Here is a 25,131-nt window from a genome sequence, read left to right as displayed (position 1 = left end):
GTGGCTTGATTGTACGAATTATGGCCGGGCGAGCCGGCCGAAGGCCGCGCAGTATACCGCAATGAAGCAGATAAACAGCCCCCGAAACGACCATCTGTCATACGACACAAAGTGCCGGATTTATTGACCTGAAGGTCAAGCGTACACAGCGCCCGCCACGGCCCTTCAAGACAATAACCGAATCAATGACAAATGCGCACAAGGAGTGCCACTTATCACTCTCAAACACCAAGTAATAAATAAGGAATATCAACACGTGCCGACCCCGAAAAACTCGTGTTATATAACAAGCGACACAAACTTAACGTGTCACGACTTAATCAACAAACACTTTTAACGCCCTCACCTCAATCACCGCGAGTGTTATTTCCATGAGCCTTAACTATGCACCGACTATTAAAATTATTACTGACACTTGTCACCGCCTTGAGTATCAATATCAGTGCCTACGCACTAAATGACAACACACTCAAAGACAACCCGTTGAATCCGATCCGGATGCTCGTCATCTTCCACGACGAGGTGCCTGCATCGAAACGAAGTTCAATATACGTCGAGCGCATTCGCCTCTTTGTCATCGAGTTCAAGCGAATCACTGGCCGGGACATTTCAGTGGCCTGAGATCGGAGTCGGCCGCCCTGTACCAACTTCCATTATGAACATGACACCCCCGAGCCAATGTGTGAGGCGTGAAACCTTCATGTTCCCGACATCGTTTCCTCTTCGCTCTCATCACGACTTATGTCGACAGCCTGTATTGAAACTACTGCAGCCGCTGCTCTCAACCCAACAAGAATTAACAAAAAGGCACACCGCGTGAATAACAATAAAATACATCAAACCAAAAACCCTATCCTTTTAATGGTCTATCTCCACGACGACCTGGACGGGTACGATGAAGGAAAACTTTACGACGACCACTTCGCCTGGCTGAAAACCGAGCTTGAGTCTATATCCGGTCGTGACGTCACGATCATCTTCAACTCTAAATCCACATCACCGGGAATGACCAATTACCCCTACAAAAATGAAAGCGTTTACGATTCAGGGCAGGGCTGGAAAACAAGGGTTAAAGCGTTTACTTCAAAGGTAGAGCAGACTCGACCTTACGACCCAGACCTCAACAAATTCCTCTTGTTAACCCGCAGCCCAATCAACAGCAGCGTTGCCGGCGCTGCGATCGAAAAAGGTCAGAGTGGGATCGCTTCGATATTTTATTACATGGCACCCGCCCACGAGGTAGGCCATATGTTCGGTGCCACCCATGACGATGCGGACGTGATCTACGACGGCTGGTGGCATGACACGATCATGAACACTGACTGGGCGACGACTTTTCGTGGCAATGCCTACCGGTTCAGCGACAAGAACCGAGAGAATATTCGTCACTACCTCAATCAGTTCGACTGAAGCGCCGGTGAGTCTGGCCACCGGGTGAACGCCATTTGCATGGGTTCGCGCCCGACTCAGGAAGCGGGGCTAGCCGCCCCGCCTTCCAGCTTGCGCCACAGCAATCGCACGTTAGCCTTGCGCACCAGCGCGCAGCGGTACAGGCGGATCTCCAGCGGCACATGCCATTGCGGACCACCGCAGACCACCAGTTCACCGCGCGCCAGCTCCGCACGCACGCTGAGTTGCGGGACCCACGCAATCCCCAGGCCTTCCAGCGCCATGCTTTTCAGGCTGTCGGCCATGGCCGTTTCATAAATGGTGGTAAACCGCAGCGCCCGCTGGCGCAGCAGCATGTTCACCGAGCGACCGAGAAACGCACCAGCGCTATAGGCGAGCAAAGGCACGCTGCCCTCGCCTTCCAGATCGAACAACGGTTTGCCGTCCGCATCCGCCGCGCACACAGGGAGCATTTCGGTATGGCCGAGGTGCAGTGAAGGGAAGATTTCCGGGTCCATCTGCAACGCCGCATCCGGGTCGTAGAACGCCAGCATCAAATCGCAACCGCCTTCACGCAGCGCGTGCACTGCGTCGCCAACGTTGGTCGCGACCAGACGCGTCGCGATGTTCAAACCTTCATTGCGCAGCTGCGCAATCCAGCGTGGGAAGAAACCCAGCGCCAATGAGTGAGCGGCGGCGACTTGCATCACTTCGCCCTGCCCGCCTTCGAGGTGATGAAGATGGCGCAGTACTTCGCCCAACTGTTCGACCACGGTCCGCGCCGTCACCAGAAACAATTGCCCCGCCGCCGTCAGCTCGATGGGCGTGCGCGAGCGATTGACCAATTGCAGCCCCAACGCTGCTTCAAGGCTGCGGATCCGCCGGCTGAAGGCAGGTTGCGTCACGAAGCGTCGTTCGGCAGCCTGGGAGAAGCTGCGGGTGGCGGCGAGGGCGCTGAAGTCCTCAAGCCATTTACTTTCCAGATTCATCACGTCCTCCCGGACACGCACCAATTTAGGTCACACGCTCGCCACACACGCGGCGTCACATGGGCATTATGCCGAATGTGCATAGGCCAGTGTTTAACAGCATTGGCCGAAAATTCTCCACAAGCCTAGCATTTGCAGCGTTCCGGCACAGACCGGGTCCCTATCGAGATGATTTCTATCATGTCCTCCGCTGCATCTTTCCGCACAGAAAAAGACCTGCTTGGCGTACTCGAAGTACCTGCGCAAGCGTATTACGGCATCCAGACCCTGCGAGCGGTGAATAACTTCCGCCTCTCCGGCGTTCCGATTTCGCATTACCCGAAGCTGGTTGTCGGTCTGGCGATGGTCAAACAGGCCGCCGCTGACGCCAACCGCGAACTGGGTCACCTGAGCGAAGCCAAGCACGCTGCCATCAGCGAAGCCTGTGCACGTTTGATCCGCGGCGACTTCCACGAAGAGTTCGTGGTGGACATGATTCAAGGCGGCGCCGGCACTTCAACCAACATGAATGCCAACGAAGTCATCGCCAACATCGCACTGGAGGCCATGGGTCACCAGAAAGGCGAATACCAATACCTGCACCCGAACAACGACGTGAACATGGCGCAGTCGACCAACGACGCCTATCCGACCGCGATCCGCCTGGGTCTGCTGCTGGGTCACGACGCGCTGCTGGCCAGCCTCGACAGCCTGATCCAGTCGTTCGCCGCCAAAGGTGAAGAATTCAGCCACGTTCTGAAGATGGGTCGTACCCAGCTGCAAGACGCCGTGCCGATGACCCTGGGCCAGGAATTCCGTGCATTCGCCACGACCCTGGGCGAAGACCTGGCGCGCCTGAAAACCCTGGCACCTGAACTGCTCACCGAAGTGAACCTGGGCGGTACTGCGATCGGTACTGGTATCAACGCCGACCCGCGTTACCAGCACCTGGCCGTTCAGCGCCTGGCACTGATCAGCGGTCAACCGCTGGTTCCGGCCGCCGACCTGATCGAAGCCACGTCCGACATGGGCGCCTTCGTACTGTTCTCCGGCATGCTCAAGCGCACCGCGGTCAAACTGTCGAAGATTTGCAACGACCTGCGCCTGCTGTCCAGCGGCCCACGCACCGGCATCAACGAAATCAACCTGCCAGCGCGTCAGCCAGGCAGCTCGATCATGCCAGGCAAGGTGAACCCGGTTATTCCGGAAGCCGTTAACCAGGTGGCGTTCCAGATCATCGGTAACGACCTGGCCCTGACCATCGCGGCCGAAGGCGGCCAGCTGCAACTGAACGTGATGGAGCCGCTGATCGCGTTCAAGATCTTCGACTCGATCCGTCTGCTGCAACGCGCCATGGACATGCTGCGCGAGCACTGCATCACCGGCATCACGGCCAACGAAGAGCGCTGCCGCGAACTGGTCGAGCACTCGATCGGCCTGGTCACCGCGCTGAACCCGTACATCGGCTATGAAAACGCCACCCGCATCGCCCGTATTGCCCTCGAAAGCGGCCGCGGCGTGCTGGAACTGGTGCGCGAAGAAGGTCTGCTCGACGACGCCATGCTTGCCGACATCCTGCGCCCGGAAAACATGATTGCTCCGCGTCTGGTTCCGCTTAAAGCCTGAACCGACGCGTTACTTGTAGCACCGCTCACCAGGTCGAGGGACTAGACACCTCTCACCTTTTGAGGGCTTGGGGATTTATCCCCAGGCCCTTTTTTTTAACTTTGGAAGAACAACCGTCTTCTGCAGGAGGGAGCCTGCTTGCGATGCAGGCAACGCGGTATTTCAGTTGCGCCGCGTTATCGTTCATCGCGAGCAGGCTCACTCCTGCAAAGACCTGGCGTAAAAATGTCAGGTGTTTCAAAGGCTTCCCGTTTATCGCTTGCACCACAACTGTGCAGACGGACGGCACTCTCCTAGGTATAGTGCCGCCCCTCTTCGCATGAGCGGTCATCGGTAACGAGGCCCAAACCCATGCGAAACCCGAACTAATAACAAACCTGCGAAATGTGACCGGGACGAACACGCGCCTCACCTGTTGTGCCACGCGCACAGCGGTGTAACGCGATGTTTCTGCCCGCCTAACATTTACCTACACAAAAAACAGCGAGGAATAATCCATGCTCGAAGTCATTAACGACTTCCTCTCAGGGAAAGTACTGATCGTGCTCATTGTCGGGCTCGGTAGCTACTTCACGATCCGCTCGCGTTTCGTTCAATTGCGCCACTTCTTCCACATGTTCTCGGTGTTCGGCGACAGCTTGAAAAGCAGCGCCGGCCAACTCAGTTCGTTCCAGGCCCTGATGCTCAGCCTCGCCGGCCGTGTCGGTGCCGGCAACATCGCCGGTGTCGGGATTGCCGTGACCCTCGGTGGCCCCGGTGCAGTGTTCTGGATGTGGGTGACCGCGCTGGTCGGCATGTCCAGCAGCTTCTTCGAATGTTCCCTCGGCCAGCTCTACAAGCGCTGCGATTCCGACGGCACCTACCGTGGCGGCCCGTCTTACTACATACAACACGGCCTGCAGAAACGCTGGCTGGGCATGATCATGGCGTTTCTGTTGCTGGTGACCTTCGGGTTTGCCTTCAACGGCCTGCAATCCCACGCCGTGACTCACTCGCTGAACAACGCCTTCGGCCTCGACACCACCTACACCGGCATCGCGCTGGCGGTATTGCTGGGCCTGGTATTCATCGGCGGGATCAAGCGCATCGCCAAGGTTGCCGACCTGCTGGTGCCGGTGAAAACCCTGGTGTACATCGGCGTGACCATCTACGTGATCGTGCTGCAATTCGATCACGTTCCGGCGATGTTGATGACCATCGTTAAAAGCGCATTCGGTCTCGACCAGGCGTTCGGCGGCCTGATCGGCAGCGCAATTGTCATGGGCGTGAAACGTGGCGTGTTTGCCAACGAAGCAGGCCTGGGAAGTGCGCCTAACGTGGCAGCCGTCGCGTCGGTCGAGCACCCGGTGGCACAAGGCGTGGTTCAAGCGTTCAGCGTATTCCTCGACACCTTCGTGATCTGCACCTGCACCGCTTTGCTGATCCTGCTCTCTGGCTTCTACACGCCGGGCTTTGAGGGCGATGGTATTGCCCTGACCCAAAACTCGCTGGCCGCCGTGGTCGGTGACTGGGGCCGGATGTTCATTTCCGTGGCCCTGTCGTTGTTCGTGTTCACCTCGATTCTCTACAACTACTACCTGGGCGAGAGCAACCTGCGTTTCCTGATCGGTGAAAACCGCAAGGCGCTGATCGGCTACCGCGCATTGGTATTGATGTTGATCTTCTGGGGTGCCATCGAAAACCTGAGCACCGTGTTCGCCTTCGCCGACATCACCATGACCCTGCTGGCGTTCGTGAACCTGATCGCGCTGTTCCTGCTGTTCAAGGTCGGCATGCGCATCCTGCGTGACTACGATGACCAGCGTGCTGCCGGGATCAAGACTCCGGTGTTCGATTCGAGCAAGTTCCCGGATCTGGATCTGGACCTGCAAGCCTGGCCGGCCAACCCGCCAGCGGCGGCAGCCAAGTCTGAAGCTGAACCTCAAGGCGTACCCGCAGCGCAACGCTGATCGGTTAAAGTGAGAAACCCCATGTGGGAGCGGGCTTGCTCGCGAAGAGGTCGTAACATTCAACATCATCGTTGACTGACACACCGCTTTCGCGAGCAAGTCGCATCGTCGCACCGCCGCTCCCATATCAGGAATGTCATTGTTCTCGGAGAACCCTCATGAATTCCTCGACCTACCCAGCCGCCCAGCACGTCATGGTGCTCTACACCGGTGGCACCATTGGCATGCAAGCCAGCGCCCACGGCCTGGCGCCGGCGTCCGGTTTCGAAGCGCGGATGCGTGAATACCTGCACAGCCAGCCTGAACGGGTGGTGCCGCAGTGGCGTTTTCGCGAGATGTCGCCGCTGATCGACAGCGCCAACATGACCCCGACGTACTGGCAGCAACTGCGCGAAGCCGTGGTCGACGCTGTTGATGTGCAGGGCTGCGACAGCGTGCTGATCCTGCACGGCACCGACACCCTCGCCTACAGCGCGGCAGCCATGAGTTTTCAACTGCTCGGCCTGCATGCCCGCGTCTGTTTCACCGGCTCAATGCTGCCGGCCGGCGTGACCGACAGCGATGCCTGGGAAAACCTCAGCGGTGCGCTGGTTGCCCTCGGCCATGGCCTGGCGCCGGGCGTTCATCTGTACTTCCACGGCGAACTGCTGGACCCGACCCGTTGCGCGAAAGTGCGCAGTTTCGGTCGCCACCCGTTCAAGCGGCTCGAACGTCAGGGTGGTGGTGTGAAGGCGGCTTCCCTGCCCGCACCGCTGACTTACAACCAGCCCGGGCAACTGGCGAAAGTCGCCGTACTGCCGCTGTTCCCTGGTATCGGCGCTGAGATTCTGGATGGCCTGCTCGCCAGCGGCATTCAGGGTCTGGTGCTGGAGTGCTACGGCAGCGGCACCGGGCCGAGTGATAACCCGGAGTTTCTCGCCAGCCTGGAACGGGCGCGGGACAACGGTGTTGTGGTGGTCGCCGTGACGCAGTGCCATGAAGGGGGTGTTGAGCTGGATGTGTACGAGGCCGGCAGCCGTTTGCGTGGCGCTGGCGTGCTGTCGGGTGGCGGCATGACCCGTGAGGCGGCGTTCGGCAAGTTGCACGCTTTGTTGGGTGCCGGACTCAGCACCGCCGAAGTTCGGCAGCTAGTAGAACTCGACCTCTGCGGCGAACTCAGCTGACACCACACAAAACCTGTGGGAGCGGGCTTGCTCGCGAAGGCGGTATATCTGTCACATCATTGTTGGATGTGCCGCCGCCTTCGCGAGCAAGCCCGCTCCCACAAGGATCGTCGTCAGGCATGTAACTTGCTCTATTCCAGCATCCCACGGCTGGAAGCCACCCATGCTCCACTCCCACCTCACCACCCTCAACGCCGTCTCCCTGGTGCTCAACGCCTTCAAGGACCAAGGCCTGTCCAGCGAAGCCTTGCTCGCCGGAAGCGGCATCAGCGCGGCGGACCTGAACCGGGCGGACACGCGCATCACCACCAATCAGGAGATGCAAGTCTGCGCCAACGCGGTCGCGCTCAAGCGTGATATCGGCCTGGAACTGGGCCGGCGAATGCACGTTTCGTGCTATGGCATGCTCGGCTATGCGCTGCTCACCAGTGCCACCTTCGGTGACGCTTTGCGCTTGGCGATTCGCTATCCGGCGCTGTTGGGAACACTTTTCGAGCTGAGCCTGGAGGACGACGGCGAGCGTGTCTGGTTCGTGGCGGCGGATTACCGGGAAAGCCCGTCGATGGCGGTGTTCAATGCCGAATTTTGTCTGGTGTCATTGAAAGTCATCTGCGATGACCTGCTCGGCCACCCGCTGCCGCTACTGGCCGCGCGCTTTGAACACACCGCGCCGGACTATCAGGCCACCTACGCCGAACACTTCGCTTGCGGGCTGAGTTTCCAAGCACGGGACAACGCGTTTGCTTTCGATCGAGGCTGGCTCGACCAACCCTTGCCGCTCGCCGATGCCATCACCCATCAGGCCATGGCCGAACGCTGCCGAAAACAGAACACCGAGTTCACGGGGCGTCAGGCGTGGCTGGGGCGGATTCGGCAGTTGCTCAGCGCACAGTTGAATGCCGCGCCGGGGCTTGAAGGATTGGCCGAGCAAATGAAGTGTTCGGCGCGGACATTGCGCCGACATCTCAAGGATTCGGGGTGCAGCTATCAGGAATTGCTCGATGAGCTGCGTTTCGAGCAGGCCAAGCAAATGCTCTGTGAAGATCAACTGCCGATTTACCGAATCGCCGAGGCGCTGGGTTTCAGTGAGACCGCAAGTTTTCGGCATGCGTTTGTGCGCTGGAGTGGTGTGGCGCCGAGTCAGTTCAGGCCCCACCGGTAACTCCTGTTCGCTCCCACCATATCTGCATTACATATCCGACAATGGGGCACCGTCGCACCATCAAGGGGCGAATTTCGGTCAAACCTTTTGGCCATATCAATCCCCTTTTGGCCTTTTTTGCCGTTCTCTCAAACGTTGCCTGCCGCAAGACTGTGTGCAACCGAATCAGCCTGCGGAGAACAAGAAAATGCTGACGATCTACTCGGACGATCACCACCTGCACCACGGCCGTTGCGAATTGATAGACGGGCAACTCAAGCCCTGCTTCGAAATGCCATCGCGTGCCGACCATGTGTTGCAACGCGTTAAAAACCAGAACCTTGGCCCGGTCGAAGCGCCGCAGGATTTCGGCCTCGACCCGATCGCGCGCATCCACAGCCGCGACTACCTCGACTTCTTCAAGGGTGCCTGGGCACGCTGGACCGAATTCAATACCGACGGCGACTTGTTGCCCTACACCTGGCCGGCCCGCACCCTGCGCGCCATCAAACCCAGCAGCCTGCACGGCCAGCTCGGCTATTACAGTTTCGACGGTGGCGCACCGATCACCGCCGGCACCTGGCAAGCAGCGTACAGCGCAGCGCAAGTCGCGCTGACCGCACAAGCGCAAATCCAGCGCGGCGCGCGCAGTGCCTTCGCCTTGTGCCGTCCACCGGGGCACCACGCCGCCAGCGATTTGATGGGTGGTTATTGCTACCTCAACAACGCCGCCATCGCCGCGCAAGCGTTCCTCGATCAGGGACACAAAAAGGTCGCGATCCTCGACGTCGACTACCACCACGGCAACGGCACCCAATCGATTTTCTACGAGCGCAGCGACGTGCTGTTCACCTCGATCCACGGCCACCCAGAAGCCGAATTTCCGTTCTTCCTCGGCTATGAAGACGAGCGCGGCGAAGGTGCGGGTGAAGGCTTCAACTTCAACTACCCTCTGCCCGCCGGTGCTGGCTGGGACACCTGGAGTGCAGCGCTGGATCAGGCCTGCCAGGAAATCGAAAACTACGGCGCCGACATTGTCGTCGTCTCCCTGGGCGTCGATACGTTCAAGAACGACCCGATCTCCCAATTCAAACTCGACAGCCCTGATTACCTGGCCATGGGCGAGCGCATCGCGCGTCTCGGCAAGCCGACGCTGTTTGTGATGGAAGGCGGTTACGCGGTCGAAGAAATCGGCATCAATGCCGTGAACGTTCTCGAAGGTTTTGAAAGCGCCCACTGAGGAATTAGAACAATGAACAGACTCAAGCGTTTTATTGCTCCGGCCCTGTGCGCCACGGTGCTCAGTGGTGCCGTACACGCTGAAGAGCGAACGTTGCGCGTCTACAACTGGTTCGACTACATCACTCCCAAGGCGCTGGAAGACTTCAAGGCGCAGAACACCCAGACCAAACTGGTCTACGACATTTTCGACACCAACGAGGCGCTGGAAGCCAAGCTCCTGACCGGTAACTCCGGGTATGACGTGGTGGTGCCGTCCAATGTGTTCCTCGCCAAGCAAATCGAAGCCGGCGTGTTCCAGCCGCTGGACCGCAGCAAACTGCCGAACTGGAACCACCTCGATCCGAAGCTGATGAAGCTGATCGAAGCCAACGATCCCGGCAACAAATTCGCCGTGCCCTACATGTACGGCACCATCCTGATCGGCTTCAACCCGGACAAGGTCAAAGCTGTGCTGGGCGACAATGCGCCGGTCGACAGCTGGGACCTGATCTTCAAGGAAGAGAACATCAGCAAGCTCAAGCAGTGCGGCGTCGCCCTGCTCGACTCGCCGTCGGAGATCCTGCCACTGGCCCTGCAACACCTCGGCCTCGACCCGAACAGCAAGAAGCCGGCGGACTATGACAAGGCCGAAGCCCTGTTGATGAAGATCCGCCCGTACATCACCTACTTCCATTCTTCGAAGTACATGGCCGACATCGCCAACGGTGACATCTGCGTCGCGGTCGGTTATTCCGGCAGCTTCTCCCAGGCTGCCAACCGCGCCAAGGAAGCCAAGAACGGCGTGATCGTCGACATGCGCCTGCCCAAGGAAGGCGCGCCGATCTGGTTCGACATGCTCGCGATTCCCAAAGGCGCAAAAAACCCGGAAGACGCCTACACCTTCATCAACTACCTGCTGCAACCGCAGGTGATCGCACCGGTCAGCGATTTCGTCGGCTACCCGAACCCGAACAAGGACGCCACGGAACTGGTCGACCCGGCGATCCGCAACAACCCGAACCTGTACCCGACCGAAACCGCGATGAGCACGCTTTACACCCTGCAACCCCTGCCGCGCGATGCCGAACGTGCGCGGACCCGGGCCTGGACCAAGATCAAGTCCGGGACCTGATACCCGACTGAAAATCGAAGACCCGCGGCGACGCGGGTCTTTTTTTTGGTTCATCACGGATTACCGGGAAAGACGCTCTTGATCTTCATAAAGAAGAACTCGCTATCCCGGTAACCGTAAGCCATCCGCTTTATGACCTTTATTCGATTGTTTATTCCTTCCAACTGACCGGTGTGCATCGGCCAGCGAACCCGGCTCACGATGCCCCGCCAGTAAGCCTTTAGCCGTTTGGCAAACTGGATCAGAGCAGGTATTTCGCTTTCATGAGCATGGCGCAGCCATTGCTTCCATGCCGATCTCCAGCTCCAGGCAGTACTCGGCGTCCAGAGCGTTTTGAGTTCGGCCTTCATTAAATAGACCGTCATCAATGCCTGGTTAGCCGCCAGCAGATCCCCCAGGCGAACCTGTTGTTCCGGTGTTTTCAGGTTCTGCGGATTACGCAGAAGCAGCCATCGCGCCTGCTTGATGACCTTTCGGGCCGGTTTGTCATGACGCAGTCGATTGGCTTCGTCGACGCGCACCCGATCAATCACCTCTCGGCCATATTTGGCCACCACATGGAACAGGTCGTAGACCACGCGTGCTTGCGGGCAGTGCTGACGAACCTCCAGATCAAAAGCGGTATTCATGTCCATCGCCACCGCTTCGATGCGAGCGCAACCCTCTGGCCCCAGCTCTTCGAAAAATGGCCTGACCGCCGCCCGGCTGCGGCCTTCGCCGATCCACAGCACCCGCCGTGTATCCGCATCCAGGACAACGCTGGCATAACGATGACCTTTGAACAGTGCGAACTCGTCCATCACCAAACGTCTCGGTTGCGCCTTTGGCAAAATGCTCAATGCTGCTTGCAAGGCTCGACGCTCCAGCAACCGAACGGTCTCCCAATGCAGCCCAAACATCTGCGCCACGTGCAACGTGGGAAGGCGTTCACAGGCTTGAATGACCGCCTCTGCCAGACGACGTGTCATACGGGCATAGCGATCCAGCCAACTGACGGCCTCCATGCGTTTGCCGCAATCGCGGCAATCAACGCGCCGGAGCAAAACGCTCAGGCGCACCGCACGACCGAGAATGGGCAAATCACGAATGACTCGCTCGCAATACTCATGCGTGGTTGAACAGATTTTTTGGCAGCCGCCACAGGAAGGAAATCGAGTGGCGTGAGGAGTCAGATCGATCTGTAGGGCATCGCCATCAGGCTTGATGGTGACGACAGAAAAGCCCTCCCAAAAAGGAAGGAAAGTATTAATATCGCGCATAAGAACGCCGGTTTGTTAGATGTGTTTGCTCGCACGAACATCATCAATCAAATCGGCGTTCTTGTTTCTGTGTTTCCCGGGATTCCGTGAAGAACCTTTTTTGCCTGCGATATTTATGTACCACCCGACACGTTGGGCCGCCCGATACCTTCCGCTGATTCCGCGCTGCGCATCAGCAGCGGCGCGTTCTCAGTCAGGAGACGACCATGTCCAAAACCGTTGCCCCGAGTGCAGAAGAGGTACTGACCCAGTTGGTCACCGGCCCTTCGATCAGAGAGGTCGCAGCGACCGCGCTGAGCCCTGCGCTCAACGCGCTGTATCCGCTGCTGAAAATTGACCCGACACTTGCCACGGTCGTCACCCCGACCTGGGTCGATACCGGCACCGAGGTCGTGTCCGGCCATAACGTGTTCGAATCGCTTACCGATGTACTGGTACGACTCGGTTTATCAGGATCGACGGTGACGCTCATCGATGGAGAACATTTCCTGACCCTGCAACCGGGCGCTGAGCCGCAGGCTCAACTACCGGTGAAAATCGACGCCATCGGGTGTCTGCTTAACGCGCTCGCACCGCAGTTGTTCATCGCCTATCAGCAACAACAGCTTGATTACTGGAACCGGGAGACAGCCCCTTCGACGCCGCGCTGGCATTCACTTGCACACTCGCTGCAGGACATCTGGAGCCCCGACCCCACCTCGGACTGGGATGAGGATGAAAAAGCCATGGCCCAAGCCGTGTTCGATCATCCGGATCGCGCAACCCGGACGCAGGACAAGTACCTGACCAAGGCCTGCCTGATCGACACCGATCGGCTTGAGAACGCGGTCAGCGAACACCTGCGCGTTCTGGATACAGCTGTGTTCGTGGGCACATTGGGCACGCGCACCATTGTGCTGACGCACTCGATCGCCGAAGGATTCAAGCGTTACGACTCGGTTGCCGCACTGGGTGAAGCAATGTTCGCACACCCTGGAACGTCAAGCGTCGAGCAGACACTGCAATGGCGCCTGTATGAGCCCGAGGGCAACTTCTTTCACCACCAGGCCTGCGCGCTGATTGCGCTCGAGGTCGAAGCCATCGGCGCATTCACTTCGGTCCAGCGCGCTTCTGCCACACATCCTTCGCCACAAATCAGTGCTGCGGCAAAAAGCTTCACTGAATTTGAAGCCCTGCCGTCGTCACGTTTCAACAAGGTTCAGGGGTTACTGACAGGCTGGCTGAAAAACGCTTCGTCAGCGGACCTCACCCGGTATAGCCGACACTTGATGGACCTGGCACAGCTTAGGGAACAGGACGCCGGAAAAACCTTCGACGAAGGCATCGCGCCACTGCCGGCGTTTGCGCTTCAGGCTCTGCGAGAGCAGATGATCAAGGATCATCCAGCGGCGGCGGACCTGGACCTGCAAAACATTGAAATCAACATCACCAGCGTCGTGGTGCTGGGCGCTGTCGTGATACCCGGCAAGACGCAAACCACCACGCTGTCGCTGATCGGGCTGGCACTGCAAAACCTGATTGCCGTTCCGCTGGGAAACAAGACGGTAACCTGCATAAACGGCGACGCAGTGCCCGCCTGGATGACCCCGGCCTATCTGGAAAAGCTCGTCACGCAGGTCGATATCGGTGGGGTTTACCCGGCGCTGATCAAACGCAAGTTGCTTGATAATCCGCAAGAAGCGCAGCGACGACAGGCTCTCTATACCCGTCATCTGCGTACCCAGCTGCCCATGCAGGCGCTCCAGCACAAGATGCGCGGCGAGGCGGGTATAGATGAGCGTGGTTACCAGTACATCAACGCCGTCATGCAGGAAAACGCAGCCGATCGCAGGGTCAACGGGCAGGAGATTGTCATTCGATCGCTGGCCTTTGTAACCGGTGATCACGCCGACGGCAAAGGCGATGAAGTCGCCAACATGTTCGTCATCGGTCCGCGACTCACCGATAAAGGACCGTGCCTGCTCTACCGTCCATTGCTCACCCCTTCGCTGATGCAGTACCCGGGCGAGGCCAATCTGCTGTATGCAATCAAGCACGAAAAACCGCTTCGCCAATCGATCCTGGCCTGGCTGTCCGACGACGTGCGCTTCAACTATTCCCAGTATGTGTTTTCGGGAGAGTTGCCTTCGGTCTGGACGCTGACCCAATTGCTGGTCGATCCCACGTCAGCCCTGGGCAAAATGGGCGCGGTGACGCTCAGTGCAACAGCCCTTGATGACGCGCCGCTGGCCGCCCTGTTCAAGGCCAACGCCAACGCCATGATTACCTTGGCGGACCAACAATCGGTGTCCAATGCGCAAGCCCGCTGGGCAACGCTCAAGCAAGGCACATGGATGCTGTTCAATGTCGCGCTGCCCTTTCTGGGTCGCACCGCCGGGGTGGCCGCGTGGATCTGGCAGATCATGGACGATTTGCAGGACATTACCGATGCCGCAGAGCACCACGACAGCCCACTCGCCTGGTCCGCCCTGACCGATCTGCTGTTGACCCTCGGCATGGTGCTGGCTCATCGCGCTGCTACTCGCAACAAGCCTGTCTCGCGGTTGCCCGAGAAGGTCGAGCCGCCACGCGTCATACCCGAAGGCAAGCCTGCGCACGCCATCACGGTCACTCATCTGCCCGACCTCAATCAGCCTCCACCCGCCCACGAGGTATCTCTGCACGCCATCGCAACGCTGCCTGCTTCATCCCTGGGGGTCTTGCTTGATGAACTGGCCATCGCCGAACCCAAAGGAATGACCGCCGCCTCCAGCGAGCCCGGCCTTCACCAACCCCTCAGTTCGCTCAAGGGGAAATGGTATGCGAAGGTTGGCCAGAGATGGTTCGAAGTCACCCTCAACGACAATGACGATGTGCAAATCATTGACTCACGCCCGTCTCCCGCACGCACGGGGCCGTTACTGGTCAAGAACGCCAGGGGCGAATGGTTTATCGATACGCGGCTGAGGCTCAAGGCCGGCGGCAAGGAAAAAAAACGCCTGGAACAACAAAACCGGCAACGCCAGGCTGAACTGAAACAGCAAATGATCGCGTTCGAAAGCCAGGCCAAAAGCCGCGAAACAGAACTCAAGGAAGCTCAAAAAAACGCGCAGGCGCCTACAGCCACCGACACCCATCGCCGCGTGTACCTTGAAATGCTCGACGCGCAGATGTCATTCCTCAGCACCAACATGGAACAGATGAAAGCCTTCAATGCTCGCGAGGCGATTCCCAATTACCGAAAAGCAATGATCAGTCGCCTGGATTTGCAGCTTTCGCTGCTGCAAAAATGGTTCGTTCACCAGCAGCCGGTTTTCGGCAATCAAATGCGCCTTTCCCTCGATCTTCTTGACAACCCGCCAACGGAAAACACACAGACCACCCGGCAAACCCATCAACTCACCGGCGCGTTGACCGCCAGCTACATCCATAAAATCGAGTCGGCACAGGCGTGCTTCGGGCAACTGAACCTGCTCGGCAAAGAAGCCATCGAAGTGGTCCGCGACGTCAAGGCCAACATGCCGTCCTTCGATTTACAGGACCTCAAACTGTTCCAGATCACACTCGGCCAGGAGTTGTGCCTCGACAACAGCGTCGAGCCTGCACTTGAAGCGCGCCAGGCACTGGAGAGCATTGTCGAAAAGGCAGGCCTTGCGATTCAGGCCTCACTGGACCAGGTCGCTGACGAAGAAGTGCTGCACTTGCCCGAGCGGATCGATGGGCTCAGCGACTTGGTAGAGCAACTGACGATCACCGACCAGCGCATCGTCGATCTGCCCACGGAGTTTCCCGGTCAGTTCCTGCAACCGCCCCTCGACGTAATGCGCCAACGTCTCGACGCTTTTCAGCAGCGCACCGTGAAACATCTGGCGAACTTGCTGCGCGAACGCAAGGCGCTCGAGCCGCAGCCCGGGCCTTCCCGTCCGTCGACCGCGCCCGCCAAGCGAATCATCAAGACCCGCTACAAAGGTACGGTGGTGGGCCAGCCACGTGCCGACTCCGTGACGCAAGGGTCAGAACTGATCGACGTGACCTCGGCGTTGACCGGTAAAGTCATCTCGACCTTTCATGAGAAGACCCCGGGGGTCTGGGTCGAAAGAGTGGCCCCGAAACCGGCACCCCCCGCCGTTATTCAACCCGACTTGAGTGCACACACTGCTCAAGGCCAGGCATTGCTGGAAGGGTTGGATGCGTTCATCCGTCGAACGCAGGCCCACTCAAAAGGCGCGCGACGGATCCCCGTGGAAATCGAGGAGATGTTTCATCAACAGGCTCACCGACTGCAGGACGCCGCCAGCACAATCGACGCTGCGCTGGTTGCCACCAACGCCACTGAAGGCGGCCCGGGATCGGCCGTCATATTGATCAAGCAGCTGAACGACGCGGCAACCAGACTCTACAACCAGGGACGCGAGACGCGAATCAGCATGACCAAACTACAGCCGCCCACAGCGGAACGCGTCCGGTGGCTGCAAAGCGAAGGTCAGGTCGACATCGTCAAGAACCCAGGCCGACGCTTGCTCAAAAGCCGTAAGCGAGACTATCTCGCGGAATATGAAGTCCGCGATCACAGCAACCAAAACGTTCTGTGGTATGCCCATTTTCACTACTCGGAGCCCGCTTCGCCTGCACACACCTTCACCGCGGCACACCTGAAAACTGTTCAACAAAGGCTGCTGGGCGGCGCAACCGAGGCCCGCAACGCCAACGACGATCTCCAGGCGATCTCGATCTATCGCAGCGAAATCAGCCCGCAACTGGCGGCCGCCCTGTTCTTCGCAAAAGTGCCCATCTCGGCCTCTGGGTCGTAAGCCTGATCCTGTGCTGAACCCGAGACCCGCATTCGCGGGTCTTTTTTAACCCGCGATATGTATCTACCACCTCGGGTGGGGGGTGCCTGATTACCCTCGATGCACCAAGAGGCTTTCCCGGCCTCGTGATTGCGCCCAGGTATCCGCCATGAGCAACAACATTCCTCTGCCTCAAAATGACTCGGCCCCTTTGTTGGAAACCAGTGATCTGGTGAGCCTGACCAGCCCCGGCCACACGCTCAGCACAGTGGCTTCGCACCTGCTGCGCCAGGCGATGGCGACAGCCTGGCCAGAATTGCAGATCGACCCTGATAACGCCTTCGTCGGCACCCCGCAGTGGCTCATGGTGGGCGACCGTGTCGAGGCGGGCCAAACCGAGTTCGAGTCACTGACCTTGGCGCTGATGCGCCAAGGGCTGTATGGAACAACGGCCAACTATCTTGAAGGCGAGCATTTCCTGACCCTCGAGCCGGACAGCAAAAAACCGGTTCACCTCGCCGTCTGCATCGAGGACATCGCGAAGATGCTCAATCATTCGGCATCGATCCTGTTCATTGAGGCTCAAGCACGGCAACTCGATTTCTGGAATGCCAAGGGGCATGCGATCCCCCGCTGGCACGAGCTGTCCGACACGCTGCGCAAGGCGTTGAACGTGCAGAAGGTCAAAGGCTGGGACGCCGATGAATGCGCGATGGCGCGGGAAGTGTTCGACGCCCCGGACAAAACCACCCGTAAAAATGTAAACACCGAATTTTCCGCCATTCAGGCGTGCCTTCTCGATATCGATACCGCCGAGAATGATGTCACCCGCCACCTGTTGATCGGTGGCGCGTTGGTGCTCAAGGCCTCGCATCGCAAGCGCCAACTACTGGTGATGTACACCATCGAGCGCGCATATGAGTCGTTCAGTTCGATGGAAGAATTGGGTAACTCGCTTACCGCACGCCTGGAAGAACAACGGTCAGGACGCGCTCTGACGTGGCGGTTTTACGAACCGGAAGGCAACATCTTCGACCACATGGCGTGGGCGTTGGTCTCGTCACAGATGGATGCCATTGACTCGTTGCGCTTTATTGAGGCCCCGGCCGACGAGGTCGCCCCCGAAACCGGACTCGACCCCGACGAAAAAGCACGATTCCTGCAACTGAACAAAGCGATTCCCGATTGGTTGCGCAATGCCTCCTCCGAGGACATTCAAGATTACGGCCGTTACATCAGTGCACTGGGCAAGTTGTATCGCCAACCGGACAGCCAATTGGCCAGCGCCGAGATCCCGTCCATCGCCGACTATGCCCAGCGGCGGATGCGTGAAGCGATCATCGCGGACCCACTGGCGGTCGGCGCCGCGAATCTTGCGCTGGATGATCTGCGGATCAAAATCAGCCACAGTTTTACCGCCGACAATTTCACCCTGCCCAACCCCCTCGATCAACGCATTGAATCCTTGGCCGACTTCGCGCTGGAGAACGAAGCGCCCTACCTGGCGACCGTCTCATTCAAGGGTGGGGAGACGGTACCGGATTGGCTCACGGCTGACTTTCTCACCGCCGTGTCTGCACGAGTGGACATCGGAACGGCATATCCCGCCCTTATCAAACCCAAGCTGCTGGAGGACCCGATGGCCTCCCGACGCCAGGAAAAGTTCTATCGCGATCAATTGTGTTCCTTGCTGCCGCTTCAGGCACTAGAAGCCAGGTTCAAGCCTGAAACCGGTGTGGACGAACGCGGTTACCGCTACGTCTGCGAGCTGCTCGATCCCGATGTCACCACCAAGACCGTCGCGCTCTACCCGCTCACGATGATGCCGCAACATCGCTTGATCAGCAGCAGCGACACCGTGGACAACATGTTCATCATCAGCCCACGAGATGCACACAGCGGGCCTTGCCTGCTCTATCGGCCAATGCTCGATGACCCCCTGCTGCAATACCCCTCGAGGCAAAACCTGTTGTACGCGTTGCACCAACCCGGCGACCTCAGGGACTCGGTACTGGCCTGGTTGCCCGATAAACACCTGAGCTTTGAATATGCCCAATATGTTTTTCCCACTGGCCTGCCCTCTCCTTGGCTGATTGCGGAACAATTCGTCAATCCATTGCAACGCGCAGACAAATTCGGGCGTGTGGCTTTCGAAAATGTCGAGATCACCGGCGACATACTGTCTGCGCTGTTCAAAAGCAATGCGCGGATGCTGGTCAACCTCGCCGACCGACAATCGCAATCCAATGGCGAACGACGCTGGAGTGTGTTGAAAGAAAGTGGCTGGGCGCTCTTGAACGTCGCCTCGAATGTTCTCAGCGGTGCGGTCGGCACCGCGGTCTGGGTCTGGCAAACCATCAACCAGATTCAACAGGCACTGGATGCCCATGACCAGGATGACCGCTTCATCGAATGGACGTCGGTGTCGGACATTCTGCTGGCAATCGGCATTATCCTCAGCCATCACGCCGTGATGCGACGCAGAAGGGTTTCGAGCAAACCCCGGACCATGCGGCTGTCGAAGGCGAAGGCTGAAAAGCCGCTGGTCGAGCCCGTGACCGTCACGGTCAATCACGCCCCATTGGGCCCGGACCTTCCCCCTGCTCATCTTTCCGCCCTGGACCTGGCCGGCTCGGTTCCACGCCGTACACCGACCGCACTGGGTGTTTACCTGGACACACTCAAAGTCACGGCACTCGATATTTCCAGCGCTGACGTGACGATAGCTAAAGAGACCCCTCCACACTTTTACCAACAAAACTTCAGAAATTATGCACAGGTGGGTGATCGGTGGTTTTACGTCGACGTGAAAGGCGACGAGGAGGTTCATATCGTTTACCCGGATCAGCCTGAGCGCAACGGTCCGATGCTGATGGATAACGGCCACGGGCAATGGGTTCTCGACCTGCGCCTGCGTTTGCGAGGAGGGGCTGGAAATGCGATCAGCCGCCACCAGGAGGCGGCTGACGAGCAGCGCAGAGGCCATCTGGAGGAGGTTTTGGGCGCCTTCAAAAGCCTGGAAAACGCGAAGGAAACCGAACTGAAAACGTTACATGACCGCATCCAGCAAGCCATCGCCGAAAACTACGGTCAACGAACGGCTGCGTACATGGAAAAACTGGAGACAACGATCGGCGAATATCGCCAGGCGCTGGAACAACTGCGCGAATGGCGCACCCTCGGCGGCACGGAAAACTACCGGGAGGACTTGCTTCGCATGAGCGTGGTGATGCAGAAGAATCTGTCTGTGTGGTTTGTCCTGAAACGATCCGAATATGGTCTGGCCACCCGTGTTCTGACCTTGGGCCAACAAAACGAACCCGTTGCCTGGCAAACGTTCGTCGACAATGTGCAGAAAGCGTCCGACATCGGCGCGCAGATGATTGAAAAGCTGACCCTGTTTGCGTCGACACTCCAGAACATGCACGCAGTGGGACGCCCTGGCATTGAGCGTGCGATGCAAATCAGAAAACTGGCGCCTTCGTTTACCGTGCTTGATATCAAGGCCAACGAGATCGGCATGTCGCAGGAGCTGTGCCTCAACGAACAGGCCAGCCCTCTGATGCAGCAGGCCCGTGACGCGGTCGGGCATATCGCTGCGAGCGCCGCGAAGGCCGCGATTGAAATGGCGGACCTGATGAAAGTCGATGGCGAAGATCCCGATGTGCAGGCGCCTGTCGAGAAATTGAACAATCTGGTGGAGACCTTTGCCGACGCTGACCAGCGCATTCAGGAATTGCCGGGCACGTACCCTGGACTGGTCAAGCAAACCAGGCTCGATCATGTGCAATCGCTCATCGACGAGTTCGCGCAACTCGCACAAAACCGGTTACAGGCGTTGCTGCCAGAGCCGGAACTCATACCCGTGCAAGCGGCTGTAGAACGGGTACAACCGGGTGCATCCCGACCGTCGATCAAGGTGCACAAGACCCGACCAAGGAATTCCGGCAAACATGAACCCGAAAAAACCAAGGAGGATGTGCTTGAGTCATTTACGCCCACCGGTTATCGACACCCTGTTCCGGTGCTGGATGACGCCGGAACGATCGAGGCCGGCATCGAGCTGAACCTGGACACGGCCCCCTTCATCGAACGCACCCGTAAAGACGCTTTGCTCCCAAGACGCATCCCAGCCGATATTCAGGATGTGTTCGATCAGCAGGCGTTGAAACTGGAGCAGGCGGCCAGCAGCGTTGAACAAGCCGTGATCAACAGCAGGAAGGACGAAGCCTCCCCTTTCCCGGTTGCCACGCTGAGCGGCGAGTTACGTGACGGGGCCAGTCATCTGCGCAAAGCAGGCGTCAGCGTGCGCGCCGACCTTTACTCGCGTCGCAAACCGACTCAGAGCATTTTCAAATGGATGCATGAAAACGGGCAGATCGACATCCGCCGCGACAGGCGTGGACGCGTCCAGACCCGAGGGCTCGGCGACTTTTTTCAGGAGTACCGGATTTCTGACAAGACCCACAATAAACCGTTATGGGTGGCGCATTTCCACTACGAGACGCTGTCGAGTCCAGCGAGTTCACCCGCCGCGGCCCATTTGAAAGTTTCAGATGACTACCTGAAAACGCTGCCACTGGAACAGCAACAAGCCTTGACCACCTTCGAACCCATCGATGGGGTGTTCAGGAAGCTGGACGATCCTGCGCTACGAAAACTGTTCCTGGACCTGGAACCACAAACAAGCACCGCAACTTAAGTACTTAGCGGCGCCAGACCTTTTCCAGTCGCCCGAGTGCGGCGCTGATGGCCGCCTCGGGCACCGCAGCGAAACCCAGGACCAGCCCCGCGCGCTCGTCCACAGGTTGTGTCGAATCCGGCAACCAGTAGCCGCTGAGAGCATTGATCTCGACATCGACGCTCGCCGCCTGTTCCACCAGCTCGTGTTCGCGGGTCTGGGAATCGACCGCTACGGTCAGATGCAGCCCTGCCGAGACACTCGGCAGGCTGCCGATGCCGGGGATGTCCTTGGGCCAACCAGCCAGCAACGTGTTGCGCCGACTCAGGGCGGCGCGACGCATGCGGCGAATATGCCGCTGAAAGTGCCCCGCGGCCATGAACTCGGCCATCACTGCTTGCGTGCTCACTTCGGAGTGCCGGACGTCCACCGCCCGCCGTTGAGAGAACGCCTGCACCAGCGCTGGCGGCAGCACCAGATACCCCAGGCGCAGCGCCGGAAAGGCAACTTTGCCAAAGGTCCCGACATACAACACCCGCCCCTGGCGGTCGAGCGCCGCCAACGGTGCCAATGGCGCGCCGCTATAGCGGTACTCGCCGTCGTAGTCATCCTCGACAATCCAGCCTTGAGTGCGCTCTGCCCAGGCCAGCAACTCCAGACGCCTCGCCAGGCTCATCACTACCCCGGTCGGGTACTGATGCGACGGCGTGACATACGCCAGACGACAATCCCCGAGCACGGCCAATTCGGCGCAATCAATCCCCTCGCTGTCCACCGCCACACCGTGCAACTGCGCACCGGCCACGGCGAACGCATGACCCGCCGCCCGATACCCCGGATTCTCAATCGCCACGCCATCGCCAGGCTCCACCAGCAGCTGTGCACAAAGGCTAATCCCCTGCTGCGCGCCACTGGTGATCACTATTTGCTCAGCCGAACACTGCATGCCGCGTGAACTACGCAGATAGGCCGCGATCATTCTACGCAAGCGCTCATCGCCCGCCGGATCGCCATAACACAGCTGCTGCAAATCCGGCTTACGCCAGAAAGCCGCATTCAGCTTGGCCCAGACCTCGAAAGGAAACAGATCAAAGGCCGGTACGCCGACCCGAAATGCACGCGGAGGGCCACTGGGCGGAAGGGCCAAATGGTTCTTTTCAACGCGCCCCAAAGCGCCACTGTGGATAACGTTACTGGATGAAACCACAGGTAAATCCAGCCAATTTGTGGATAAGACTGTGGATAAGCCTGTTGACAACCCTGTGGATACTTTTGTGGATAATTTTTTGGCGGGTATCGCCGATCGGGGCAGTTGAGCCACGTAAGTCCCGTCACCCACGCGCCCCTCGATAAAGCCTTCGGCATAGAGCTGATCATAAGCGCGCACCACGCTGTTGCGAGAAATCGCCAGTGCTGCCGCCAGATCCCGACTGGCCGGTAAACGCGTGCCGCTGGCCAGTCGCCCATCCAGCACGCGCAAGCGCAACGCTTTGTAAAGCTGACGGCTCAGGCCCTGACGGCGATCCAGTTCGATACCGGCAGGGTTGAACGACAGGGAAAGCGACGCATCGGTCATGGCAATGGACCTATGAAATTGGTCATTAATGGCTCTTACAACAGACCAATAGCCTGCCTAGGATGAAGGCGTTCGCCAAGGGATATTTCCATGTACAACCCCAGCAGCTTTGCCATCAACGATTTGGATGAACTGCGCCAGCAGATCTTTGGCACCCGCCTCGCCATGGTGATTACCCACGGCGAACAAGGCCTGCAAGCCAGTCATCTGCCGTTATTGTTCAAACCTGACGAAGGTCCGAATGGCACCCTCTACGGTCATTTCGCCCGGGCCAATCCTCAGTGGAAAGAATTGCAGAACGGCGCTGAAGCGCTGGTGATCTTTGCCGGTGCCGATGCTTACGTCAGCCCCGGTTTTTATCCGAGCAAAGCCGAGCACGGCAAAGTCGTGCCGACCTGGAACTACATCGCCGTACACGCTTACGGAACAGCCGAAGTATTCACCGATGCCGGGCACCTGCTCAACCTGGTCAGCGCGTTGACTGATCGACACGAAGCCGGCCGCGCCCAGCCGTGGAAGGTGGCCGACGCTCCCGCCGACTATATCGACGGCATGCTCAAGGCGATTGTGGGGTTTGCCCTGCCGATCCAGCGTCTGGAAGGCAAACGCAAACTCAGCCAGAACCGCAGCGCCGAAGACATCGCCGGTGTACGTGAAGGGCTCGCCGAAAGCCCCGATGTGCACGATCAGGCCCTCGCCCACTTGATGCGTTAAGGAATGAACATGAGTCAGATTGAAATCCGTCAGGTCAGTGCCGACGACCACGCTGCCTGGCTACCACTGTGGCAAGCCTACCTGCGCTTCTACAACACCGAATTGCCCGAAGCGGTCACTGACAGCACCTGGCAACGCATGCTCGATCCAAATGAAACGACGCACTCGGCGCTGGCGTGGATGGATGGCAAAGCCGTCGGCATGGTGAACTTCATCTACCACCGTTCGAACTGGAGCATCGAAAACTCCTGCTATCTTCAAGACCTGCTGGTGACGCCTGAAACTCGCGGTACCGGCGTCGGTCGCCGACTGATCGAATTCGTGTATGCCACCGCCAAAACGGACGGCTGCTGCAAAGTCCACTGGCTGACCCACGAAACCAACGCCACCGCGATCCAGCTCTACGAGCGTATCGCCGAACGCCCCGGTTACATCCAGTTTCGCAAAGCCCTTTAAGGTTCAAGGAGAACAACATGTCGACTTCACTCGCGGACTGGAAAGGCGTCCCCGCGCCCACCGTTCAAACCCTCGAAGGGCGTTTTATTCGCCTGGAAAAACTCGACCCGGCACGTCATGCCGAGGGGCTGTTCAAGGCCCTGCACGGCCCGGGTGCCGATCCAAAACTCTGGGACTATTTGCCTTACGGACCCTTCCCGGAACGTAGCGCATTCAACGATTGGCTGAACAACCATGCGGCCAATAGCGATCCGTATTTCTTCAGCGTGATCGACCGTGCAAGCGGCGAGGTGCAGGGCATCCTCAGCCTGATGTCGATCGTGCCGGCTCAGGGCCGAATCGAAATCGGCCACGTCACGTTCGGCGCGCCCATGCAGCGCTCACCGAAAAGTACCGAGGCAATTTACTTGCTGGCCAAGGAGTCGTTTGCCCTGGGTTATCGACGCCTGGAGTGGAAGTGCAACAACGGTAACGCCCGCTCCAAATACGCGGCCGAGCGCTTGGGCTTCACTTTTGAAGGGGTGTTCCGCCAGCACATGGTGGTCAAGGGTCAGAACCGGGATACCGCGTGGTATTCGATTCTGGACTCGGAATGGCCGGCGATTGGCGCAGGTTTTGAACGCTGGTTGAGCGACGATAATCAGACGGACTCGGGGCAGGTGAAAACGCTCGCCGAGTGTCGCGGGTAAGCGGCTGCAGTTCTCTTCCCCCGAGGCGAGGGAGCAACCTCTCTCGCCACAAATTCGGGTGCTGTAGCCTCAACCAAAGTCGCGCCGCCCCCCATCTTCAGGCCAAACGGCCTGAACACGGCATTCAGCGATCTCAACGTCTGATTGCCTTCTCCATGTTCGCTATGCACCAGCATGCGCAGCGAGATTTTGCACATTTTTGCGAATGGCGTCGGGTGCAGGCCGGTGACCTCTACGCGTAATCGACGAACCGCATCGCCTACCTCAAGAGTGCCTTGAGCCAGCGCTTCCTGAATGTTTTTGCGGGAAGCGTCTCGATTTATCGTAAGAAAAGGTCATCGGTCCGAAGCGTTAAAATGCGCTGTGGCCCAGGAGCGGCAAATTTTCTGCTTCGAGCT

The 25,131-nt window shown here is 58.7% G+C and carries 16 protein-coding genes and 1 pseudogene; 13 read left to right on the top strand and 4 right to left on the bottom strand.

All coding sequences use genetic code 11. From position 1 onward, the window contains the following. Positions 1–384: 384 nt before the first annotated feature. Together NL116_RS00515 and NL116_RS00510 are read left to right on the top strand one after the other, a co-directional pair. Positions 385–621 (top strand): hypothetical protein, encoded by a 237-nt coding sequence (locus NL116_RS00515; RefSeq protein ID WP_494375578.1) that lies wholly within the window; start codon positions 385–387, stop codon positions 619–621. A gap of 195 nt (positions 622–816) precedes the next feature. Beyond that, positions 817–1,410: a hypothetical protein gene (locus tag NL116_RS00510; RefSeq protein WP_494375577.1), complete on the top strand. Its 594-nt coding sequence runs from the start codon at positions 817–819 to the stop codon at positions 1,408–1,410. Between the two features lie 56 nt (positions 1,411–1,466). Here NL116_RS00510 and NL116_RS00505 read toward each other — a convergent pair whose 3' ends face one another. Then, positions 1,467–2,378, bottom strand: a complete 912-nt coding sequence (locus NL116_RS00505) for a LysR substrate-binding domain-containing protein (protein WP_494375576.1) — start codon at positions 2,376–2,378, stop codon at positions 1,467–1,469. Between the two features lie 180 nt (positions 2,379–2,558). Between NL116_RS00505 and aspA the strand changes: the two genes are divergently transcribed. The 6 genes from aspA to NL116_RS00475 all read left to right on the top strand — a co-directional run bounded on the left by aspA (position 2,559) and on the right by NL116_RS00475 (position 10,589). Beyond that, complete coding sequence (aspA, locus tag NL116_RS00500; RefSeq protein WP_027926288.1) at positions 2,559–3,983, top strand: aspartate ammonia-lyase; 1,425 nt, start codon at positions 2,559–2,561, stop codon at positions 3,981–3,983. 497 nt (positions 3,984–4,480) lie between these two features. Next, entirely contained in the window at positions 4,481–5,932 is a 1,452-nt protein-coding gene (locus NL116_RS00495) for an alanine/glycine:cation symporter family protein (protein WP_494375575.1), read from the top strand. A 158-nt stretch (positions 5,933–6,090) separates the two neighbouring features. Continuing rightward, the gene (locus NL116_RS00490) at positions 6,091–7,095 is read left to right on the top strand and encodes an asparaginase (protein ID WP_494375574.1); all 1,005 of its coding nucleotides are present in this window, start codon (positions 6,091–6,093) and stop codon (positions 7,093–7,095) included. A gap of 163 nt (positions 7,096–7,258) precedes the next feature. Further along, positions 7,259–8,257 (top strand): AraC family transcriptional regulator, encoded by a 999-nt coding sequence (locus NL116_RS00485; RefSeq protein ID WP_494375573.1) that lies wholly within the window; start codon positions 7,259–7,261, stop codon positions 8,255–8,257. Positions 8,258–8,444: 187 nt separating this feature from the next. After that, positions 8,445–9,476 carry a histone deacetylase family protein gene (locus NL116_RS00480; RefSeq protein ID WP_494375572.1) on the top strand — a complete coding sequence of 344 codons (1,032 nt, stop codon included), beginning with the start codon at positions 8,445–8,447 and terminating at the stop codon, positions 9,474–9,476. Between the two features lie 12 nt (positions 9,477–9,488). Continuing rightward, positions 9,489–10,589, top strand: a complete 1,101-nt coding sequence (locus NL116_RS00475) for a polyamine ABC transporter substrate-binding protein (protein ID WP_494375571.1) — start codon at positions 9,489–9,491, stop codon at positions 10,587–10,589. A gap of 53 nt (positions 10,590–10,642) precedes the next feature. On the opposite strand, the gene NL116_RS00470 is transcribed toward NL116_RS00475, so the two are convergent. Then, on the bottom strand, positions 10,643–11,848 hold the full coding sequence (locus tag NL116_RS00470) for an ISL3 family transposase (RefSeq protein ID WP_494373355.1): 1,206 nt from the start codon (positions 11,846–11,848) through the stop codon (positions 10,643–10,645). Positions 11,849–12,054: 206 nt separating this feature from the next. Between NL116_RS00470 and NL116_RS00465 the strand changes: the two genes are divergently transcribed. Together NL116_RS00465 and NL116_RS00460 are read left to right on the top strand one after the other, a co-directional pair. Then, the gene (locus NL116_RS00465) at positions 12,055–16,638 is read left to right on the top strand and encodes a dermonecrotic toxin domain-containing protein (protein WP_494375570.1); all 4,584 of its coding nucleotides are present in this window, start codon (positions 12,055–12,057) and stop codon (positions 16,636–16,638) included. Positions 16,639–16,786: 148 nt separating this feature from the next. After that, the gene (locus NL116_RS00460; protein WP_494375569.1) at positions 16,787–21,319 is read left to right on the top strand and encodes a dermonecrotic toxin domain-containing protein; all 4,533 of its coding nucleotides are present in this window, start codon (positions 16,787–16,789) and stop codon (positions 21,317–21,319) included. A 4-nt stretch (positions 21,320–21,323) separates the two neighbouring features. Here the strand turns inward: NL116_RS00460 and pdxR are convergent, their stop codons facing one another. Then, positions 21,324–22,874: a MocR-like pyridoxine biosynthesis transcription factor PdxR gene (pdxR, locus tag NL116_RS00455; protein WP_494375568.1), complete on the bottom strand. Its 1,551-nt coding sequence runs from the start codon at positions 22,872–22,874 to the stop codon at positions 21,324–21,326. Between the two features lie 90 nt (positions 22,875–22,964). On the opposite strand from pdxR, the gene NL116_RS00450 reads away from it, so the two are divergent. The 3 genes from NL116_RS00450 to NL116_RS00440 are packed head-to-tail and all read left to right on the top strand — an operon-like array spanning position 22,965 to position 24,733. Further along, entirely contained in the window at positions 22,965–23,588 is a 624-nt protein-coding gene (locus NL116_RS00450) for an FMN-binding negative transcriptional regulator (protein WP_494375567.1), read from the top strand. A 9-nt stretch (positions 23,589–23,597) separates the two neighbouring features. Continuing rightward, on the top strand, positions 23,598–24,044 hold the full coding sequence (locus tag NL116_RS00445; protein WP_494375566.1) for a GNAT family N-acetyltransferase: 447 nt from the start codon (positions 23,598–23,600) through the stop codon (positions 24,042–24,044). Between the two features lie 17 nt (positions 24,045–24,061). Further along, a complete protein-coding gene (locus tag NL116_RS00440) occupies positions 24,062–24,733 on the top strand; it encodes a GNAT family N-acetyltransferase (protein WP_494375565.1) in 672 nt (223 codons plus the stop codon). 89 nt (positions 24,734–24,822) lie between these two features. Here the strand turns inward: NL116_RS00440 and NL116_RS00435 are convergent. Further along, a pseudogene (locus NL116_RS00435) lies at positions 24,823–25,056 on the bottom strand (transcriptional regulator); the annotation flags it as partial. Positions 25,057–25,131 lie beyond the last annotated feature (75 nt).

This window comes from Pseudomonas sp. FBCC-B1667 (genome assembly GCF_059133255.1).
Note: the sequence above shows the minus strand (reverse complement) of the source record. Positions and strands in the feature narration are given on the sequence as shown.

Coding starts and splice junctions, on each gene's coding strand:
- NL116_RS00515 (WP_494375578.1), top strand. CDS start 385: ATGCACCGACTATTAAAATTATTACTGACACTTGTCACCGCCTTGAGT.
- NL116_RS00505 (WP_494375576.1), bottom strand. CDS start 2,378: ATGAATCTGGAAAGTAAATGGCTTGAGGACTTCAGCGCCCTCGCCGCC.
- aspA (WP_027926288.1), top strand. CDS start 2,559: ATGTCCTCCGCTGCATCTTTCCGCACAGAAAAAGACCTGCTTGGCGTA.
- NL116_RS00495 (WP_494375575.1), top strand. CDS start 4,481: ATGCTCGAAGTCATTAACGACTTCCTCTCAGGGAAAGTACTGATCGTG.
- NL116_RS00490 (WP_494375574.1), top strand. CDS start 6,091: ATGAATTCCTCGACCTACCCAGCCGCCCAGCACGTCATGGTGCTCTAC.
- NL116_RS00485 (WP_494375573.1), top strand. CDS start 7,259: ATGCTCCACTCCCACCTCACCACCCTCAACGCCGTCTCCCTGGTGCTC.
- NL116_RS00480 (WP_494375572.1), top strand. CDS start 8,445: ATGCTGACGATCTACTCGGACGATCACCACCTGCACCACGGCCGTTGC.
- NL116_RS00475 (WP_494375571.1), top strand. CDS start 9,489: ATGAACAGACTCAAGCGTTTTATTGCTCCGGCCCTGTGCGCCACGGTG.
- NL116_RS00470 (WP_494373355.1), bottom strand. CDS start 11,848: ATGCGCGATATTAATACTTTCCTTCCTTTTTGGGAGGGCTTTTCTGTC.
- NL116_RS00465 (WP_494375570.1), top strand. CDS start 12,055: ATGTCCAAAACCGTTGCCCCGAGTGCAGAAGAGGTACTGACCCAGTTG.
- NL116_RS00460 (WP_494375569.1), top strand. CDS start 16,787: ATGAGCAACAACATTCCTCTGCCTCAAAATGACTCGGCCCCTTTGTTG.
- pdxR (WP_494375568.1), bottom strand. CDS start 22,874: ATGACCGATGCGTCGCTTTCCCTGTCGTTCAACCCTGCCGGTATCGAA.
- NL116_RS00450 (WP_494375567.1), top strand. CDS start 22,965: ATGTACAACCCCAGCAGCTTTGCCATCAACGATTTGGATGAACTGCGC.
- NL116_RS00445 (WP_494375566.1), top strand. CDS start 23,598: ATGAGTCAGATTGAAATCCGTCAGGTCAGTGCCGACGACCACGCTGCC.
- NL116_RS00440 (WP_494375565.1), top strand. CDS start 24,062: ATGTCGACTTCACTCGCGGACTGGAAAGGCGTCCCCGCGCCCACCGTT.